The organism is Micromonospora parathelypteridis, from assembly GCF_014201145.1.
GTDB classification, from domain to species: Bacteria; Actinomycetota; Actinomycetes; order Mycobacteriales; family Micromonosporaceae; genus Micromonospora; species Micromonospora parathelypteridis.
Map to the genome: position 1 here is coordinate 3,886,886 of NZ_JACHDP010000001.1, position 18,171 is coordinate 3,905,056.

Below are 18,171 nucleotides of genomic sequence, written 5' to 3' on the forward strand. Positions count from 1 at the left end.
TGCGTGACCTGCCGTGATGGGAGCGTTTCCAAAGAGATCCACCCGATCGAGCGCTACGAATCGGTAACTTGGGGCTTGACAAGGAGGTATCCGGCCTGCGGAGATCGCTGATCAACCTTCCCTCCATCACGGAGAGTAGTGTTACAAAATGATAAATGTGACCTCGATCTCTGTTGAACCTACGCTGCCGTAGGGCAGAATTCTCGGCATCAGAGCGTGGGCGGCGGGTGCCGGGGAGGGCCCCGCCGCTCATTGCGTCTCCCCCCGGGAGAGTGACCGGTGTGACATTTCCGCCGCCGTCGCTCCCCGTCGGTCTCCTTAACCACCGGTAAGGCATGCTGTGCCGAACTCCATCGCCGTCCGTCGAAGGGGACCAGGATGCAGTTCGGCCGCTACTACGAGGAGTTCGAGGTCGGCGCGGTCTACCGGCACTGGCCGGGCAAGACCGTCACCGAGTACGACGACCACCTCTTCTGCCTGCTCACCATGAACCACCACCCGCTGCACATGGACGCGCACTACGCCGCGACCGCCAGTCAGTTCAAGCGCAACGTCGTGGTCGGCAACTACATCTACTCCCTGCTGCTCGGCATGTCGGTGCCCGACGTGAGTGGGAAGGCGATCGCCAACCTGGAGGTCGAGTCGCTGCGGCACGTCGCGCCAACCTTCCACGGCGACACCATCTACGGCGAGACCACCGTGCTGGACAAGCGTGAGTCCGGCTCGAAGCCGGACCGGGGCGTGGTGTCGGTGGAGACCCGCGGCTACAACCAGGACGGCACGATGGTCTGCGTCTTCCGGCGCAAGGTCATGGTCCCCAAGCGGGAGTACGCGGCCAGCGCCGTACCGGACGGGGTGGATCCGGAGCGGCCCAGCTTTCCCGAGCCGCGCTGAGCATCGCGGCGGGTCGACCGCCGCCGGACTCAGGGCCTCTTCCCGCAGCGAGTTCTGTTGGGAAGGGGCCCTGTTCCCGTTTTCGGCGCATATGCTGGCGCCGGAGGTTCCGATGAGCCACTCCGTCGCCGGAGAGCCACCCTCTGCCGGCCGCCGAGCCGCACCCTTGACCACCGCTGTCTATTCCGCCGCCGAGTGGGACCTGCTCATCAGCCTGCCCGGTCGGGTCCTCGTGGCCGCTGCGGCTTCCGGCCCGGGCCGCCCGGAACGCGGGGTCCTGGCGAGTCTGGCCGGCCTGGACGCCGTGGCCGCCGGCCGAGCCTTCGACAGCGATCTGGTCCGCGCGGTGGTCACCGCGATCTACGCCCGCCACGACGGCACCCCGCAGCCCTCCGAACGGCTCACCGATCTGGTGGACCTGCTGGCCGCCTGCCGGGCGGCGAGTCGGGTCCTGGGGCGACGCGCCGATCCCGCGGACTCGGCCGCGTACCGCCAGTGGGTGCAGTCGGTCGCGGCCCGGGTCTGTCGCGCGGTGCCCGGCCCCGGTGGACGCCGGGTTGACCAGCCGGCCACCCCGGCGGACCGGCGCTTCCTGGACCGACTCGGTGCCGCGCTCGGGCTGGTCTGAACCGGCAGGCCGTGGCGATGCGCGCCGGCACGGTCCGTACCCTCTGATGACCGTGACCGACGACCAGCTTGAGGTGGGCGTGGGCCCCTGGCCGGGGGACCCACCGGACGACCCTCGTTACGACCCGCAGTTGCTGGCAGAGGGGGACCGGCGCAACGTCGTCGACCGCTACCGCTACTGGCGGCACGAGGCGATCGTCGCCGACCTGGACCGGCACCGGCACGGCTTCCACGTCGCGATCGAGAACTGGCAGCACGACTTCAACATCGGCACGGTGGTCCGCAACGCCAACGCGTTCAACGCCGCCGAGGTGCACATCGTCGGACGACGCCGGTGGAACCGGCGCGGCGCCATGGTGACCGATCGCTACCAGCACGTGCGGCACCACGAGACGATCGAGGAGTTCGTCGCCTGGGCGGCGGAGCAGCGGCTGCCGGTGTTCGGCATCGACAACCTGCCCGGGTCGCGTCCGCTGGAGACCGGCGCTCTGCCCCGGGACTGCGTGCTGCTGTTCGGCCAGGAGGGGCCTGGACTCTCCGCGCCGGCCCGCGCCGCGTGCGACCAGCTCTACTCCATCGCGCAGTACGGCTCCACGAGGTCGATCAACGCGGGCGTGGCCAGCGGCATCGCGATGCACGCCTGGATTCGTACCCACGCCGGCGCGCCGCCGGACTGAACCACGCCCGAGGCCGAATCGGACGTTCCGGCTTGACGTACCGGCGGTTCGGGGTGACGGTGGGGATGTGAGTGTCGCGGTGAGTTGTCCGAGATGCGGGGGCCCGGTACGGGCGCCGGATCTGATGCACACCGACTCGAGGTGTCTGCGCTGTGGCCCGGTGCCGCCCCTGCACGTACCGGAGCACATCGGAGCGGAAATCGTGGCGAGCGTGGTGGAGCGGATCACCGCGACCGGGGATCCGCCGGTGACCCCGTTGTGGTGCCCGTGGCCGCTGCCGCCCGGCTGGACCCTCACCGGCGTGGCGTACGCCGGGGACGAGCGGACCGGTGTGCGGGCGACCGCGGTGGCCTGCGCGGGCCCGGCGCCCCTGGGTGGCGGTCCGGCCGATCTGGTCTTCGTGGCCGAGGAGCCGGGCGTCGGTCTGGGCACCCGGCTCGCCGGGCTGGCCGGCCCGGATCCGGGGCCGGAGTTGGCCGATGCGCTGACCGACCCGGGGCCGGGCCACCCCGACCACGTTGGGCAGGCCAGGATCAGGGTCGCCGGCCGCCCCACTCCACTGTGGTTGGTGAATTCTCCGACGGATCGAAGCGCGTACGCCGGCGAAGCTCGGGGAATGTGGCTCCATGCGATAGCCTGGCCGGCGAGTGCGGGTCACCTGCTCGCGGAAGAAGTCGTGTTACACGACCTGACCGAGTGGACTCCCCCCGAGCTCGTGTACGGCGCACCGTCCCCGTACCTGTCCGGGAGAGCGTGACGACTCTCCTGGATTGACGGAAGGCGGACGCAGATATTCACTGTACGACACCAAACTGATACTCTGGGTGCCGCTGCGGTAATGGGACCCGGCGCCGCGCGAGAGGATGGCCCGCCATGGTCAAGAAGGTCCTCACCTGGGCCGGAATCGCATTCTTGATCTTCTTCGTCGCCTACCGGCCAAACTCTGCGGCGGATGTGTTCAAGTCTCTTGGCGGCGGGGTCATGGACATCGCCCAAGGGTTCGGCGACTTCTTCACCAGCCTCGTCGCTTAGCCGCCGATGGGCAGCCCCTCCGGTCCACCCTTCGACCCGGACGACCCCGACCGGGAACGTCGCGAGCGTGACACCGAGCCGATCCCGCGGATCGGGCCTGATGACGGCCCGGGCTACGGGGCCGGTCCCGGCCTGTCCGACGGTCCGTCCCTTTCGGACGACGTCGGCTACGGCGACGGGCCCGGCTACGCCGGCCAGGGGCGTTCGGGGCGGGCCTGGATCCGTGATCCAGAAGCCGGCTACCAGCAGCCGCAGATCTCCGAGGACGAGCTGGCCGGGTTGCGTGCTGACGCGACCGGTGCGACTCCTCGGCGGGTGCTGCCGCTGGAGGACGAGCCCAGCTCGCTGGTCGCCCGCTATCTCTTCCCCACCGAGCGCTACCGGGGCGAGTGGAAGCGGCACTGGATCCACCTCACCAACCCGCTGCTCATCGGCGTCGCGGCGACCTTCGTGCTCGGCTACCTCTCCGGCTTCCTCGCCGGACAGGCCGTGGGCGCGTTGACCACCATCGCCGTGCTGCTCTGGTTCGCGGTGATGGGCTGGGTGGCATGGAAGGTCGCCGACTGGTGGTATGACCGTTTCATCCTGACCAACAAGCGGGTCATGGTGGTCAACGGCATCGTCACCCGCAAGGTGGCGATGATGCCGCTGGTCCGGGTCACCGACATGAAGTACGAGCAGACGCCGACCGGCCGAGCGCTCAACTACGGCACGTTCGTGCTGGAGTCCGCCGGCCAGGAGCAGGCGCTCCGCGAGATCAAGAATCTGCCCAACCCGAACGAGCTCTACCTGCGTGTGGTCGAAGAGATGTACGAGCCGCAGGCGGTCGAGGCGCGGCTCGGCAAGGAGGCCGACGAGGCCAAGGCCGACGACGGGGCGTGAAGGTTTTCGACCGAACATCGGAGCAAGTGCGCACCTTTCGTCATGGACCGGAACGCCTCTGACGTGGCACTCTGCCAGGACGACTGGGGCGCGGAGGTGGGCGGTGGCGAACAAGGACACGTTGGAGGAGCAGTTCCGCGAGTTCGTCGCGGCCCGCTCCGCCGCGCTCCTACGCACCGCTTATCTGCTCACCGGGGACTGGGCCACGGCCGAGGATCTGCTCCAGACGGCGCTGACCAAGACCTACCTCGCGTGGAAGCGGCTCGGCGGGATCGAGGCCGTCGAGCCGTACGCCCGGCGTGTGATGGTCAACACGTCGACGAGTTGGTGGCGGCGACGCTGGCACGGTGAACGCCCCACCGAGGTGCTGCCCGAGCGGGCCGGTGTCGACGAGATCGAGCAGCAACTTGACCGTGACCTGCTCTGGCGGCACCTCAGGGAGTTGCCGCACCGGCAGCGGGCGGTGTTGGTGCTGCGCTACTACGAGGACATGTCCGAGGCGCAGACCGCCGCGATGCTGGACATTTCACCGGGCACGGTGAAGAGCCAGGCGTCCCGAGCGCTGGCCACGCTGCGCCGGAGGATGGGCGCCGACGCGCCGGACCTGGCCACCGCGGCCGGCGCTGCCGATCGGTCGGTCGCTGCCGGCGCTGCCGGCCAATCGGTCGGAGCCGGCGCTGCCCGACCTGGCGGCTCGGGCGCCCCGGCCGGACCGGCCCCGGCCACCGGTGGTGCCGCGACACTCAGACCACGGCAGGCGGCTGGCCGGCCCGTGCCCCGCTCGGGCACTCCCCGTCCGGCCGCGCCGCGGCCGATCGGCCCGCAGGTCGTGCTGCCCACCGCCCCGGCGGCCGTGCCCGTCGGCACGGGCTCCGGTGAGCAACAGTGAGCGGATTCCCAGGCCAGCCCGACAACCTGACGGACGGCCCTCGGCGTTCATATCAGGTGCGGCCTGACGAGCTCGAAGGTGCGGTGCGGGAGACCCTCTCGCGCCAGGTCGCCGTTGCCCGTCCGCTGGGCGTCGACCCGGCGGGCCAGGCCATTCGCCGGGCGAACCGGATCCGGCGTCGGCGCACCGCGGCCGGCCTCGCCCTCGCGGGGGTCGTCACCGTGCTGCTCAGCGCCGGCATGGCCCAGCTCGGTGCGGAGACCGGGCGGGACGGGGCACCCATCGTGGTGATCGGTGACCCGGACCCGTCCATCCGGCCGATCCCGACGGCCAGCGTCCCTGGCATCGAACCCTCGCCTGGAACGCCCGCGGCCCAGCTCACGAGCGAAACGTTGGTCAGCGCCGACGGACGGCGGCTGGTGCTGTCCGACGTCGGGCCGGCCGAACGCGCCCAACTCCTGCCCGACGGCGACGGTTGGCTGGTGGTCAGCACACCTTCCACCGCCGGTCGCTCCCTCTGGGTCGTGCAGAACGACGGCCTGGTGCAGGTGCTGCTGGCCGGGGCGGGCCCGATCGTCCTGGCACCAGACAGCCGCCAGGTCGCCTGGCGCGACGGCAGCGATCTGCTGGTGGCAGGGGTGGTCGGCACCCAGCTCATCGGGGCGGCCCGCACCCCGGCGCCCGCAGACGCGGAACCCGTCCGCTTCGTCGGTGACAGCGTGTTGGTCCGACCCGACCCGGCCACCGCCGGTCACACGCTCTGGCAGCCCGCTGCCGGGCAGGCGATGACCAAGGCCGTCGACCGGCAGAGCCTTAACGTCTACGGGAGGCTGCCCGACGGCCGGCTCGTCGGCCAGATCGCCACGACCGGCCCGGACAAGACCTGCCTGGCCGTGCTCGACCCGACCCACCTGAGTCCGACACAGACCGGCTGCGGCCCGGACCTCAGCCAGGACGGAGTCGGCGGGATCTCGGCCGACGGCCGGTGGCTGCTGGTGAACGGGCGGTTGGGCAAGGCCAACCGGGCACTGCTGGTCGACCTGTGGCTGCTCGGGCCGAGTACGACCGCCGTTTCGGCCGGGCCGCCGATGACTGGCTCGGTCGTCTGGAGCGACGAGTCCCACGCCTCCTACCTCGACGGCGCCGCCAACCTGGTCCGCGTCGACGTCGGCCGGGTGCGGGCGGGAAAGCCCGCCAGCCCCGCTCCGGTGCCCGGTGTGCCAGCCGGCGACCGGCCAGTCCTGGTGACCGGCTTCTGACCCACGAGGTCAAACTGACCTCCGTGAGCCGGGCTCGGATGTCGCTCGGTAGCGTCGGGCGGTGACCTCGCGTACCGGCTCCGCCCCGCGGATCGACCTGCACACCCACTCGACGGCCAGCGACGGCACGCTGAGCCCCACCGAGTTGGTTCGCGCTGCCTCCAAGGCTGGGTTGGACGTGCTCGCGATCACCGACCACGACACCACCGCCGGCTGGGGGCCGGCCGTGGACGCGCTGCCGCCGGGGCTACGCCTGATCCGGGGCGCCGAATTGTCCTGTCGCTGGTCCGGAACGCAGCCGGCGGTGCCGCTGCACCTGCTGGCGTACCTGTTCGACCCGGACCACCCGGACCTGGTTGCCGAGCTGGCACGGGTGCGGGCCGCCCGCGAAGAACGCGGCGAACGGATCGTCGCGTTGCTGCGCGCCGACGGCATCGACGTGAGCTGGCCGGACATCCTGGCTGGTGCCGGCGGCGGCACCGTGGGCCGCCCGCACATCGCGCAGGCGCTGATCCGGGTCGGCCTGGTCGGCAGCACCCGGGAGGCGTTCGGCCCGGACTGGCTGGGCGAGCGGTACCGGCTGCCCAAGGACGACATCGACGTGTTCCGGGCGATCCGACTGGTCCGGGCGGCCGGCGGCGTGCCGGTCTTCGCCCATCCCCGGGCCACCCGGCGCGGCCGGGTGGTGCCCGACGAGCTGATCGCCGAGCTTGCCGCCGCCGGACTGGCCGGGCTGGAGGCCGACCACGAGGACCACAGCCCGGCTGAGCGGGAGCACGTACGGGGGCTCGCCGCCGAGTGGGGCCTGTTCGTCACCGGCTCCTCGGACTTCCACGGCACCCACAAGACCGTCCAGCTCGGAGATTTCAGCACCAGCGTCGAGGCGTACGAGCGGATCGTCGCCGAAGGGGTGACCGAGGTCGCTTCCGGCTGATCTCAGTTTCGCCTGATGGCGGCGCGGATAGGTTGATCACGTGGATCTGAAGCTGTTCGGCGAGGTTTTCGTGACCCTGCTGGTGATCACTGACCCGCCGGGCATGGTGCCGATCTTCCTGGCGTTGACCGGCCCGCTGCCCGCCCGCGACCGCAATCGCGCGGCCTGGCAGGCCGTCGCGCTGGCGTTGGGCGTGATCGTGGTCTTCGCGGTGGCGGGGCAGACCCTGCTGGACTACCTGCACGTGGACCTGCCGGCGTTGCAGGCGGCCGGTGGGCTGCTGCTCGTCCTCGTCGCCCTGGAGCTGCTCACCGGCAAGACCGACGGCCCGAGCCCGGACGCCACCTCGAACATCGCGCTGGTGCCGCTGGGCACGCCGCTGCTGGCCGGACCGGGCGCCATCGTGGCGACCATGCTCTTCGTTCAGCAGGCCGACGGGTTGGGCGACTACACCGCCATCGCCGTGGCGATCCTCGCCGTGATGCTCGCGGTCTGGATCGTCCTCCGCTTCTCCGGCGGCATCGTGAAGATCCTGCGCCCCGGCGGGATCGAGGTGCTCACCCGGATCGCCGGCCTGCTGCTGGCCGCGATCGCCGTGCAGCTCATCGCCGACGCGGTGTTCGCCTTCGTCACGCAGTACGTGAACATGACCTGACCGGCGCACCGACGATGTCGGGGGCGGATGGCAGGATCGCAGGCGTGCGACGATCCTCCTCAGCGGGACGGCCGGCGGCCGGTGGCCGGGCCCCCCAACAGCGCGCCGGCGACGCCGAGCAGCTCGGCTTCGAGGGCATGCCGGAGCGCCTGTTCGTTTGCACACCGAGCAAGCTCGGCGCGTTTGCGGACTGCCCACGCCGCTACCGCTACTCCTACGTCGACCGGCCCACCCCGCCAAAGGGCCCGCCGTGGGCGCACAACTCGCTCGGTGCCAGCGTGCACACCGCCCTGAAAAACTGGTACGCGTTGCCCGCCGACCGGCGCCGCCCCGAGGCGTTGGCCACCTTGCTCAAGGCCACCTGGGTCCGCGAGGGTTACCGCGACGGCGAGCAGGAGCGGGCCGCCTACCGGAGAGCGTTGGGCTGGCTGGAGGCGTACGTCGAGACGCTGGAGCCGGACGCCGACCCGCTCGGAGTGGAGCGGGTGGTGGCGGTCAAGACCGCCGTGCTGGCGTTCAACGGCCGAGCCGACCGGATCGATTCCCGGCCCGGGCCGGAAGGGCCGGAGCTGGTCATCGTCGACTACAAGACCGGCCGCACCGGGCTGGACACGGACGACGCCCGAGGTTCGCAGGCGTTGGCGCTCTACGCGTATGCGGCCGAGCGGGTGTTCCGCCGACCGTGCCGTCGGGTGGAGCTGCACCACCTGCCGACCGGCACGGTCGCCGGTCACGACCACACCGTCGAGTCGCTGGCCCGGCAGTTGACCCGCGCGGAGGAGACGGCCCGCGACATCATGGCCGCCGAACGGGCGGTCGCGGACGGCGCCGACGCGGACGAGGCGTTTCCGGTGACACCCGGCCCGCGCTGCGGCTGGTGCGACTTCCGGCGGCACTGCCCGACCGGCGCGCAGGTGCCGGGCAAGGAGCCGTGGGCGGCCATGGACCGGCCAGCCGACGGTTGACACTGGGCGGATGGGGCAGGTCAGCCGGCCAGCGGGGCAGCGGTGCGGCGGGCGGCCCGTTCCTTGGCAGCCTGCATCAGCGGCCCCTCCAGGTAGCGACGGGGGACGGCAGCGAACGCGAGCCGCAGTGCGCGCACGGTCAGATCCGCCGACAGGGCGGTGCTGGGTAGGCCGAGCCCGCCGTACATGCGGCGCGCCCAGGCCGGCAGCAGTGCGAGCGCGGTGCCGGCGATCCCCAGGTAAGCCCAGCGCGGCGGGCCGAGCGTGAGCCCCAACCGGACCGGCAGGCTGAGCTTCCACGGCAGCGGCGGGGCAGTGAGGAAGAACGCCGTCTCGGCGGCCTCCCGGGTCATCCGCAACTGTGGTCGTACGTCGCGGTAGTACTCCGCGACCTCGGCCGCGCTGCCCGGGACGGTGGACGGGTCCAGGCCGACCAGAGCGGCGGAACGCCGCTGCTCGGTGTAGTAGCCGTCCACCTCGTCGTCGGTGAGCGGCAGCCCAGCACGGCGAGCCGTGCTGAGGAACGACTCGACCTCGGTGACGTGCACCCACCGCAGCAGGTCCGGATCGTCGATCCGGAACTCGACGCCGGTCGCGGGATCGGTGGCCCGCAGTCGGGCGTGCAACCGGCGCAGCCGGGACCCGGCGGCCTCCGCCTCGGCGGTGGTCCCGTAGACGGTGGTCGCGACGTAGGTGGCGGTGCGGACCAGGCGACCCCAGGCGTCGGTGCGGTAGTTGCTGTTCTGCGCGACCCCGGCCATCGCCAGGGGGTGCAACGCCTGGAGGTAGAGCGAGCGCAGGCCCGCGACGATCAGGATCGGCTCCTCGTGCACCTTCCACGTGACCGAACCCGGACCGAAGAGGCCGAGGTCATCGGAGTCCACTGCCCAAGAGTGCCACGCGGGGGCCGGCCTCGTCGGACACGTGCCGCCTGTGCCGCCGGTCAGACGTCGGCGAGGCGGCGGGCCCGGCAGCCTGGGCAGAGGCCCCAGAAGGTCACTTCCGCCTCGTCCACCTCGAACCCGTGCGCGACGTTCGGCTCAAGGCACGGCGCGTTGCCCACCGCGCAGTCGATGTCGGCGATCTCGCCGCAGCCCCGGCAGACCACGTGGTGGTGGTTGTCGCCCACGCGCGCCTCGTAGCGGGCGGGACCGCCGGCCGGCTCGATCCGGCGGGACAGCCCGGCCCGGGACAGCGCACCGAGCACGTCGTAGACCGCCTGGGTGGAGACCGAGTCGAGGCGTTCGCGGACCCGCCGGGTGATCTCGTCGACCTCCAGGTGGCCGCCGCCGGCCAGCACGTCGAGCACCGCGAGGCGTGGCCGCGTGACACGCAGGCCCTTCGATCGCAGCAGCTCCTCGGCAGCGGACATTCGCCAATGACAGCACGCGCGACCAGCATCGACAACCGTCGCCCGGTCCGGGTGGCCACCGACACAGCCGGAAGGATCCGAGGCGCGGCCCGCGATGGTGAACCTGATCGAGGCGGCGCGCGTGTCTCCGGTCGAGAGCCTGGGGACGGTCGGAGGACCGTACGCTGACCATCCCCTGACCATGATCGACCTGGAGGGTTCGATGTTCGAGGAGATCCTGGGTCTACCGGTACACGTCCTGGTGGTCCACGCGGTTGTCGTGTTCGTGCCGCTGTTGGCGGTGCTGGCCATCGCGTACGTGGGGCTGCCGCGGTGGCGGCACCGGCTGGACTGGGCCCTGGGCCTCCTCGCCGTGGCCGCGCCGGTGACCGCCTTCGTGGCCGTCAAGTCGGGTGAGGCGTTCACCGACGCGCTGGTCGCCCGGGGCTTCCAGGGGCAGATCCTCGACCAGATCTTCGAGCACTCCCGCTACGGCGACATCCTGTTCCGCATCGTGGTGCCGCTCGGGATCGTGGCCATCCTGCTGTTGGTGATCACCAGTGGTCACCCCCGGGTGCCGCGGCTGCCGGCGCTGGTCACTCCCGTGCTGGCGGTGGCGGCCGTGGCGCTGTCCATCGCCGCCCTGGTCTACGTCTACTTGACCGGCCACACCGGCGCCGAGGCCGTCTGGGGCACCACGCTCTGACCTGCGGGCCCGTCGAGGGTCAGAAGATGATCCGCGAGCAGAGCAGGCAGACCACGACCACCAGCACCACGCCGGCCGCCGCGCCGAAGCCGTAGGTGACACGCTGCGAGCGCTGCTCAGCCACGTCCAGGTCGGCCATGTCCTGCGGCGGCAGCCGTCGCGGCGGTGCCGGCTGCAGGTGTACGGGTGGACGCCAACCGGTCGGCGGCGGCACGCTCGGCGGCGGACCGGCGTACCCGCTCGTGGGGGTGTTCGTGGGCGCGGCGGGGGGAAGGTCTGCCCCCGTGTCGTCACCGGTGCCGGGCCGTCGCCAGTAGTCGTCCGGGGTGCTGCCACCGCTGGGGGTCGTCACGCCGTCCGACGCTACCAACGCGGTGGGCGGCCCGTTCGTTTCTGGCCGGCGTGCCACCGTCGGCGACCGGTCTGCTGCCGTCGGCTGCGCTAGTCTTGCCGCTCGTGAGCACCATGGACCCCGGTACGCAGGGCGCGCGCGGCGACGACGACCGCTCCGTCGACCTGAGCGAAGATTTCGTGGTGCTGCCCGAGCAGACCTCCGACGACACCGACCGTGGCTGGGGCGAGCGGACGGGTGGCAACGACGACTGGCTGCTCGCCGAACGCCCCCCGCACTGGGACTGACGCCGACGCTCCGGCCAGTTCGCCGCCGGGTGGTGCACCCGATGCTGAGGGCTCGCGTTCAGCCTCGGACGACGATGGCGAACCGGGTGCCTTCCGGAAGCCCGACGGCGCGTTGCGCCTGGTCGGGGCGGAGCGCCAGATAGAGCGCCGAGGACCCGTCGGTCGCGCCGGCGCCCAGCACGTCCAACACCAGCGCCGCGGGAGCGAGCAACGTCGCCTCGGTGCCCGCCCCGTCCGGCGCGGCCGAGAGCAGGTCGACCCGGGCGCCGGGGCGGACCACCGCCAGCGTGGCCGGCTCGGCGAGCCGGACCGGCAACCCGACAGCGCCGCTCGGCAACGGCAGCGGATCCCTCGCGCCGCTGTCGGCGGTCGTGCCAGTTCCGGCGGTCGTGTCGCCGGTTGGCGAGGGCCCGGCTCCGTCGACCCGCCTGGTCGTGCCGCCCGCTCCGGCCGGCGCGTCGGAGGGAGCGGTGCTCGGCGGGCAGGCGGTCGGAGTGTGCAGAACGGCAGCGGCCAGGCCGAGCAGCGTGGCGACCAAGCCGGCCCGGAGCAGGGTGCGCCCGCCGGGCAGGGTGAGTCGGCGCAACGGACGCAACGCCCGCGCCGAGTCTGGATCGCCCATCGTCTCCGCCGCCTCCCGTCCACGGGTGTCGCAGCGACACCCGTGGCGGCAGGTTAGGCCGTTTTCGCCGGAGGCAGGCGGCCCTCGGACGGTGCCTGTGGACAACCGACTGGCCTGTGGATAACGCCCGCCGGTCGGCTCAACCTGCTACGGCACGTCGGTGACATCCGTGAACCCGGGTGGATCGAGGCCCGACCCGAGGGGGTCGGGCGGCGGGTCAGGACGCGGAGCTGGCTGCCGGAGCCTTGCCGCCGCTCGACCCACCCGACGAGGAGGAGCCCGACGAGGACGACGAGCCTGAGGACGACGACCCCGACGACGACGAGGATGAGGACGACGAGGACGAACCGGACGACGATGACCCCGAGCCCTCACCAGAGGACGACTCGGACTTCGCCGGCTTGCTGGTCGTGCCGCCAGCCGTCGCCTCCGAGCCGGACGCCCGCGAGTCGGTGCGGTAGAAGCCCGAGCCCTTGAAGACGATGCCGACCGAGTTGAAGACCTTGCGCAGCCGCCCCTGACACGCCGGGCACTCGGTCAGCGGCTCGTCAGAGAAGGACTGCACCGCCTCGAGCTGGTGACCGCACGTGGTGCAGGCGTACTGGTACGTGGGCACGTTCTCCTCCGGATCTGGGCTCAGCCAGTTGGCACTCGACGTATTCGAGTGCCAATGGTGCGTCATTCGCCCCGGGTTCGTCCAGCGGACGTGTGGGGCGCGACACCGTGCGCCGCACCCGGGCCGGCGTCAAGCGTACGCACCCCGTCGGCGGGGGTGACGACCGCGCGGACAAGACGGTCGTGCGGCTCCGCCGGCAGCGCCTCGACCAGCTCGCCGTCGTGCAGCGGCACCACCGTCAGTGTCGCCTCGGGCACCCGGGCGAGTGCCCGGTCGTACGAGCCGCCGCCGCGCCCGAGCCGTCGACCGAGGCGGTCGACCGCGACAGCCGGTACGACCACCAGCTCCGCGTCCGCCACGGCGGCCACCCCGAGACGGGCACCGGCCGGCTCTCGGATACCCCGACCCGCGGCGATCAAGGCCCCCGGCCCGGTATACGCCGCCCAGTCCAGATCCAGGTCGGCGAGGAGCACCGGCAGCAGCAACTCGGCGTCGGCCGGTAATGCCGCCCGCAGCACCTCCGGCAGGTCAGCACCGCCCGGTTCGGAGCCGACCGGCACGTACGCCGTCATCCGGCGCGGGCGCAGCCGGCGTACCAGCGCGACCAGCTCGGCCTGCACGCGCCCGGCGGCTTCGGCCCGGGCGGGGCCGCTCAGCGACCGACGGCGGGCGAGCAGCTCGGCGCGGGCATTCCGCTTCGCCGCACGGGTCACTTCCGCTTCATCAGAAAATTCCGCCACGCAACACTCCTGACGCAACGCCTCTCCCACGGTTGCACTGTGTCAGCATCGCAAGCAACGGAGGCGGAACTTCCGGGGGGACCGAGTGACGCTACGCGGGCGGTTGACGGCAGCCTTCCTCGTAGTGGTGCTCGGGCCGGTCCTGCTCGGCGCGCTGTTCGTCGCCTCAACCGTCGCCGCCGTCGACCGCAGCCGCTCCACCGAGCGCCTGTCGGTGGCGGCGTCCACCGTGCGTACCTCGGTCGACGCGCTCTGCCAGCAGCTGCGCGCCACCGCCGACGCGGTGGCTCTCACCACCGATCCGGCCGTCGCCGCCGCTCAACTGGTCGGCCGAGGCCTGGCCGCCGCAGTGCTGATCACCGACGTGAGCGGCCAGGTCACCTACGTCTCGCCCGCCGCGCCGTCGACGCCCTGGCGGGCCTGCTCGGGCTCGACCACCGATTCGGCCAGCCCGATCCGCGCGCTGGCCGCCCAGGTCGACCTGCGCGACCGCGCTGGCACCCTGCGGGGCACGGTGACCGCCGCGCAGCTGGTCGACCCGGCCTTCGTGGCCCGGCTGGCGGCGGTGACCGGGGTGGCGGTCACCCTGCTCGACAACGGAGACACCCCCGCGCGGGTCACCCACACGACCGAGTCCCGAGAGGTACGCGACGCGGTGCTGGCCGCCGCCAGCACCGTGGATGGCGAGCGGGTCACCGAGACGAACGAGGGCCGGTACGTGCGGAGGATCGGGCCGTCCGACGCGCAGCCGCTGCCACTGGTGCTCTCCGTACCCAGCGAGCGGCCACCGGGGCTGCACGCCACGCTGGTCGGGGTGGTCGTGGTGGCCGGGTTGCTCGCCGTGCTGACCGCCTGGCGGCTGGCCCGGGTGACCACCCGACCGCTGGCGGAGTTGGCCGGCGCGGTCGACCGGGTGGCCCACGGCGACCTGACCGCCCGTGTGCCGGTGCGCAGCCGTGACGAGCTGGGCCGGTTGGCCGCCGCGTTCAACCGGATGACCCGGGAGACCGGGTCCTACGTCGCGGCGCTCACCAGCAACCGGGACCAGCTCCGCGGCCACCTCGCGGTGCTCGGCGACACCCTGGCCAGCACGCACGACCTGCAACGCATCCTGCGGGTGATCCTGCACAGCGCCATCGGAGCCACCGGCGCGCGGGCCGGCGCCGTGCTGCTGGTCGAGACCGGCGGGGTGCTCGTCGCACAGTGCACCGAGGGGTTGGACGGGCGCTGGCCGGACGGGGACGCGGACGGGTCGCAGACGCTTCGGGTGCCGGTGGGCGTCGGCGTGGTCGGCGCCGTCGCCGCCACCGGGGAACCGCAGCGGGGGAGGGCGGAGCCGACCGTGGCCCCGTCGGTTGAGCCGCGCTGCAGCACGTACGTGGCGGTCCCGTTCGCCGCCCCGGCCGCCCTCGCCGGATCCTCCGGGCTGCCCGACGAGGCCGGCGCGGCGGCGGCGCTCGGCGTGCTGGCCCTCTACGACCGGTTGGGCGCCGACGAGTTCGACGACGACGACCTGGTCACCCTGCGCACCTTCGCCGGCCATGCGGCGGTGGCGGTCGACAACGTCCGGGTGCACGAGGAGGCGCAACGGCTCTCCCTCACCGACCCGCTCACCGGGCTGTGGAACTACCGCTACCTGCGCGAGTCGATCCGGCGGGAGGTGGAACGGGCCAGCCGCTTCGGGCGGATGCTCAGCGTCCTCGCCCTGGACCTCGACCGGTTCAAGGACGTCAACGACACGTACGGGCACGCTGCGGGGGACACCGTGCTGGCCGAGTTCGCCCGGCGGGTGCGGGGGGAGATCCGTGAGGTCGACCTGGCCTTCCGGCAGGGCGGGGAGGAGTTCGTGCTGTTGCTGCCGGAGACCGACGCGCGGGGAGCGGCGATCGTGGCCGAGCGACTGGGCGCGGCGGTCCGCGACACACCTATCGCCGTCGAGGCGTACGCCGGGCCGGTCGTGGTGACCGTGTCGGTGGGCATCGCCGTCTACCCGTACCACGGCAGCACCGGACGGGAGGTGCTGGAAGCCGCCGACGACGCGCTCTACGCGGCCAAGGCGGCCGGCCGCGACACGTACCGGGTCGCCGAGGCACGCCCGGACGTGGTGACCCGGGAGATACCGGTGCTCGCGGGCGCCGTGAGCCCACCCGACGGGCTGCCGCGCGCCGGCCAGCCCGTGCAGGCCATCCGGGAGCCGGGCGGGCCCGCCCGGTCGGAGCCGGCTGTCGGCGTACCGGAAGGGTCGCCTGCGCACGCACGGCCCGACCCGGCCGACGAACCGGCGGACATCGACGTGGAGGCGGCCCGAGCCGGCCCAGACGCCGCGCGGCCGGGGTCGGGTGGCGGCGCGTCTTCTGGGCCACACCCGCCGCGGCAGAGCCGTGGCCGATAGTCTCGCGGCATGTCGGAGCACTCAGCGAACCCCTCATCGACGGTCGCCGCAACTGGCCGTCCCCTGGCGGTCAAGGCCGTCATCCCGGCCGCCGGACTAGCCACCCGGTTCCTGCCGGCCACCAAGGCGGTGCCCAAGGAGTTGCTGCCGGTGGTGGACCGGCCGGTGCTGCAGTACATCGTCGAGGAGGCCACCCAGGCCGGCATCGGCGACGTGTTGCTGATCACCGGTCGGGGTAAGACCTCGATGGTGGACCACTTCGACCGCCGCCCCGACCTGGAGACCAGGCTGGAGGAGAAGGGCGACACCGAGCGGCTGGCCGCGGTGCGTCGGCCCAGCGAGCTTGCCGAGATCTACACCGTGCGGCAGCCCGAGCAGCTCGGGCTCGGCCACGCGGTCGGGTACGCCGAGTCACACGTCGGCGACCAGCCCTTCGCGGTGCTGCTCGGCGACGAGTTCGTCAAGCCATCGGAGCCGCTGCTGCCGGCGATGCTGGAGCTGCAGGCCCGCACCGGCGGTGTGGTGCTCGCCTTCTTCGAGGTCGACCCGGCCGAGACCAAGCGGTACGGCATCGCCTCGGTCGAGCCGGCCGAGTCGGAGCTGACCGACATCGGTGAGGTCGTCAGGGTGACCGGGATGGTGGAGAAGCCGCAGCCGGAGGACGCTCCGAGCAACCTCGCGGTGCTCGGCCGCTACGTGCTGCCGGGCAAGATCTTCGACGCGATCCGGCGGACCAAGCCGGGCAGCGGCGGCGAGATCCAGCTGACCGACGCGATGGAGTTGCTGCGCACCGAGGGCACTCCGGTGCACGCGATCGTCTACCGCGGCACCCGTTACGACACCGGCATGCCGCTGGGCTACCTGCAGACGGTGGTGCAGATCGCCGCCGAGCGCGAGGACCTGGGCACCGAGTTCCGGTCCTGGCTGGCCGACTTCGTCAAGGCCGACGCGGCAGGCGGATCTGGTACATGACCGCGACGGCCGACGCCGAGGCGGCCGCGAACGAGTTGACGCCGCTCGCCGACTACCTGGGCAGCGTGCTGCGCAGGTTGCGCGCGCTGCCGCCACTCGACCTCGATCTCACCCAGGCGCACGGCAACGTCCTCGCCGAGGACGTCGTCGCGCCGCACGCCTTCCCGGCCTTCGACCAGGCGGCCGTAGACGGCTACGCCGCCCGCTGGGAGGACATTTCGGGAGGGGGCCGGGGCCCGAGCTACATCCCGGCCCCCTCTGGCACGCCCGGCGGCCGGACCATCCGGCTCAACGTGGTCGGCGATCTGGGCGCCGCGAGCTGGCGGCCGGTCCGGCTCACCCCCGGTTCGTGCTTCTCGGTGGCCGCCGGGGCGCCGCTGCCGGTCGCCGCGGACGTGGTGGTCCCGGTGGAGTGGACCGACCAGGGCATGGCCGCGGTGGAGATCTTCCGCACCCCGAAACGGGGGTACGGGGTACGCCGCGCCGGTGAGGAACTGCCCGCCGGCACTCTGCTCGCCCGGGCCGGCACGTACGTCTCCCCGGCCCTGGTCGCGGTCTTCGCCGCCACCGGGATCGGGCACGTGGTGGTCCGGCCCAGTCCACGGGTGGTCATCGTGGCCACCGGCGACGAGCTGGTCGACGTGGGTCGGGGCAGCCAGCCGGGGCAGGTGGTGGACGCGAACTCGCACGCGCTGACCGCCGCCGCCGCCGAGGTGGGCGCACTGGCGTACCGGGTGGGGATCTGCGACGACGACCCGGAGGGGCTGCGCGGGTTGTTGGAGGACCAGACCCTGCGCGCCGATCTGATCATCACCACCGGGGGCACCGGCACCGGCCCCGGAGACATGGTGCGCCGGATCCTGTCCCGCCGCGAGGGTGGCCGCGCCGGGCCGGTCACGTTCACCGACGTGGCGCTCTATCCCGGCACCGCGCTCGGGTTCGGCACGGTCGGCGCCGAGGAGGTGCCGGTGGTCTGCCTGCCCGGTGACCCGGGCGCGGCGTTGATCGGCTTCGAGGTGCTGGCCCGCCCCGCCATCCAACTGCTCGCCGGCGCCGAGCCGGTGTTCCGACCCAGTGTGCGGGCGCACCTGCTGGAGACCGTGTCGTCCCCGGCGGGGCTGCGCGAGTTTCGACCCGCGCACGTCGCCGAGCGGCGCGGCGGTGGGTACACGGTGCAGCCACTCAGCGGTGGGCCGTTCACCCTCTCCGGGCTGGCCGAGGCCAATGGGCTGCTGGTGCTCGGCGAGCGGGTCACCACCGCCGCCGCCGGCTCCACCGTGGACGTCCTGCTGATGGACCGCCGTCGGTGACGGTGATCC

General features: G+C 72.5%; 22 protein-coding genes and 1 pseudogene. 17 read left to right on the plus strand and 6 right to left on the minus strand.

The genetic code is table 11. From position 1 onward, the window contains the following. Positions 1-378: 378 nt before the first annotated feature. The 11 genes from HNR20_RS17570 (at position 379) to HNR20_RS17620 (ending at position 8,814) form a co-directional block, all read left to right on the plus strand. Complete coding sequence (locus HNR20_RS17570; protein WP_184181198.1) at positions 379-894, plus strand: MaoC family dehydratase; 516 nt, start codon at positions 379-381, stop codon at positions 892-894. Between the two features lie 91 nt (positions 895-985). Next, entirely contained in the window at positions 986-1,522 is a 537-nt protein-coding gene (locus tag HNR20_RS17575) for a hypothetical protein (protein WP_184181200.1), read from the plus strand. Positions 1,523-1,574: 52 nt separating this feature from the next. After that, positions 1,575-2,198, plus strand: coding sequence for a TrmH family RNA methyltransferase (locus HNR20_RS17580; protein WP_184181202.1), 624 nt, complete (start codon positions 1,575-1,577; stop codon positions 2,196-2,198). Positions 2,199-2,277: 79 nt separating this feature from the next. Then, positions 2,278-2,955: a DUF6758 family protein gene (locus HNR20_RS17585; RefSeq protein WP_311736873.1), complete on the plus strand. Its 678-nt coding sequence runs from the start codon at positions 2,278-2,280 to the stop codon at positions 2,953-2,955. A 116-nt stretch (positions 2,956-3,071) separates the two neighbouring features. Beyond that, on the plus strand, positions 3,072-3,230 hold the full coding sequence (locus HNR20_RS17590; protein ID WP_172862153.1) for a hypothetical protein: 159 nt from the start codon (positions 3,072-3,074) through the stop codon (positions 3,228-3,230). Positions 3,231-3,236: 6 nt separating this feature from the next. Further along, on the plus strand, positions 3,237-4,112 hold the full coding sequence (locus tag HNR20_RS17595; RefSeq protein ID WP_184181206.1) for a PH domain-containing protein: 876 nt from the start codon (positions 3,237-3,239) through the stop codon (positions 4,110-4,112). Between the two features lie 103 nt (positions 4,113-4,215). Continuing rightward, positions 4,216-5,001, plus strand: coding sequence for a SigE family RNA polymerase sigma factor (locus HNR20_RS17600; RefSeq protein WP_184181209.1), 786 nt, complete (start codon positions 4,216-4,218; stop codon positions 4,999-5,001). Positions 5,002-5,084: 83 nt separating this feature from the next. After that, complete coding sequence (locus HNR20_RS17605; protein WP_184181211.1) at positions 5,085-6,260, plus strand: hypothetical protein; 1,176 nt, start codon at positions 5,085-5,087, stop codon at positions 6,258-6,260. 61 nt (positions 6,261-6,321) lie between these two features. Beyond that, entirely contained in the window at positions 6,322-7,194 is an 873-nt protein-coding gene (locus HNR20_RS17610) for a PHP domain-containing protein (protein WP_184181213.1), read from the plus strand. Between the two features lie 40 nt (positions 7,195-7,234). Continuing rightward, on the plus strand, positions 7,235-7,849 hold the full coding sequence (locus tag HNR20_RS17615; protein ID WP_184181215.1) for a MarC family protein: 615 nt from the start codon (positions 7,235-7,237) through the stop codon (positions 7,847-7,849). 14 nt (positions 7,850-7,863) lie between these two features. Beyond that, the gene (locus HNR20_RS17620; RefSeq protein WP_221309833.1) at positions 7,864-8,814 is read left to right on the plus strand and encodes a RecB family exonuclease; all 951 of its coding nucleotides are present in this window, start codon (positions 7,864-7,866) and stop codon (positions 8,812-8,814) included. 20 nt (positions 8,815-8,834) lie between these two features. On the opposite strand, the gene HNR20_RS17625 is transcribed toward HNR20_RS17620, so the two are convergent. Further along, positions 8,835-9,698, minus strand: coding sequence for an oxygenase MpaB family protein (locus HNR20_RS17625; RefSeq protein WP_184181219.1), 864 nt, complete (start codon positions 9,696-9,698; stop codon positions 8,835-8,837). 59 nt (positions 9,699-9,757) lie between these two features. Then, on the minus strand, positions 9,758-10,186 hold the full coding sequence (locus HNR20_RS17630; protein ID WP_184181220.1) for a Fur family transcriptional regulator: 429 nt from the start codon (positions 10,184-10,186) through the stop codon (positions 9,758-9,760). 202 nt (positions 10,187-10,388) lie between these two features. Between HNR20_RS17630 and HNR20_RS17635 the strand changes: the two genes are divergently transcribed. Continuing rightward, positions 10,389-10,871: a DUF2231 domain-containing protein gene (locus HNR20_RS17635; protein WP_184188610.1), complete on the plus strand. Its 483-nt coding sequence runs from the start codon at positions 10,389-10,391 to the stop codon at positions 10,869-10,871. Between the two features lie 19 nt (positions 10,872-10,890). Here HNR20_RS17635 and HNR20_RS17640 read toward each other — a convergent pair whose 3' ends face one another. Next, entirely contained in the window at positions 10,891-11,223 is a 333-nt protein-coding gene (locus HNR20_RS17640) for a hypothetical protein (RefSeq protein ID WP_184181222.1), read from the minus strand. 104 nt (positions 11,224-11,327) lie between these two features. On the opposite strand from HNR20_RS17640, the gene HNR20_RS17645 reads away from it, so the two are divergent. Next, a complete protein-coding gene (locus tag HNR20_RS17645; RefSeq protein WP_184181224.1) occupies positions 11,328-11,510 on the plus strand; it encodes a hypothetical protein in 183 nt (60 codons plus the stop codon). Between the two features lie 58 nt (positions 11,511-11,568). Here HNR20_RS17645 and HNR20_RS17650 read toward each other — a convergent pair whose 3' ends face one another. Further along, complete coding sequence (locus HNR20_RS17650; protein ID WP_184181226.1) at positions 11,569-12,132, minus strand: flagellar biosynthesis protein FlgA; 564 nt, start codon at positions 12,130-12,132, stop codon at positions 11,569-11,571. A gap of 179 nt (positions 12,133-12,311) precedes the next feature. On the opposite strand from HNR20_RS17650, the gene HNR20_RS32715 reads away from it, so the two are divergent. Then, positions 12,312-12,593, plus strand: coding sequence for a hypothetical protein (locus HNR20_RS32715; RefSeq protein WP_229687062.1), 282 nt, complete (start codon positions 12,312-12,314; stop codon positions 12,591-12,593). Positions 12,594-12,655: 62 nt separating this feature from the next. On the opposite strand, the pseudogene HNR20_RS32720 reads toward HNR20_RS32715, so the two are convergent. Next, positions 12,656-12,814 (minus strand): annotated as a pseudogene (locus tag HNR20_RS32720) (FmdB family zinc ribbon protein); the annotation flags it as partial. Continuing rightward, a complete protein-coding gene (locus HNR20_RS17660) occupies positions 12,811-13,461 on the minus strand; it encodes a 5-formyltetrahydrofolate cyclo-ligase (RefSeq protein WP_373290964.1) in 651 nt (216 codons plus the stop codon). The pseudogene HNR20_RS32720 and the gene HNR20_RS17660, both read right to left, overlap by 4 nt. A gap of 112 nt (positions 13,462-13,573) precedes the next feature. Between HNR20_RS17660 and HNR20_RS17665 the strand changes: the two genes are divergently transcribed. The 3 genes from HNR20_RS17665 to HNR20_RS17675 are packed head-to-tail and all read left to right on the plus strand — an operon-like array spanning position 13,574 to position 18,162. Continuing rightward, positions 13,574-15,880 carry a GGDEF domain-containing protein gene (locus tag HNR20_RS17665; protein WP_184181232.1) on the plus strand — a complete coding sequence of 769 codons (2,307 nt, stop codon included), beginning with the start codon at positions 13,574-13,576 and terminating at the stop codon, positions 15,878-15,880. A gap of 9 nt (positions 15,881-15,889) precedes the next feature. Continuing rightward, complete coding sequence (locus tag HNR20_RS17670; RefSeq protein WP_184181234.1) at positions 15,890-16,852, plus strand: UTP--glucose-1-phosphate uridylyltransferase; 963 nt, start codon at positions 15,890-15,892, stop codon at positions 16,850-16,852. Beyond that, a complete protein-coding gene (locus HNR20_RS17675) occupies positions 16,849-18,162 on the plus strand; it encodes a molybdopterin molybdotransferase MoeA (RefSeq protein ID WP_184181236.1) in 1,314 nt (437 codons plus the stop codon). Before HNR20_RS17670 ends, HNR20_RS17675 begins: the two co-directional genes overlap by 4 nt. Positions 18,163-18,171 lie beyond the last annotated feature (9 nt).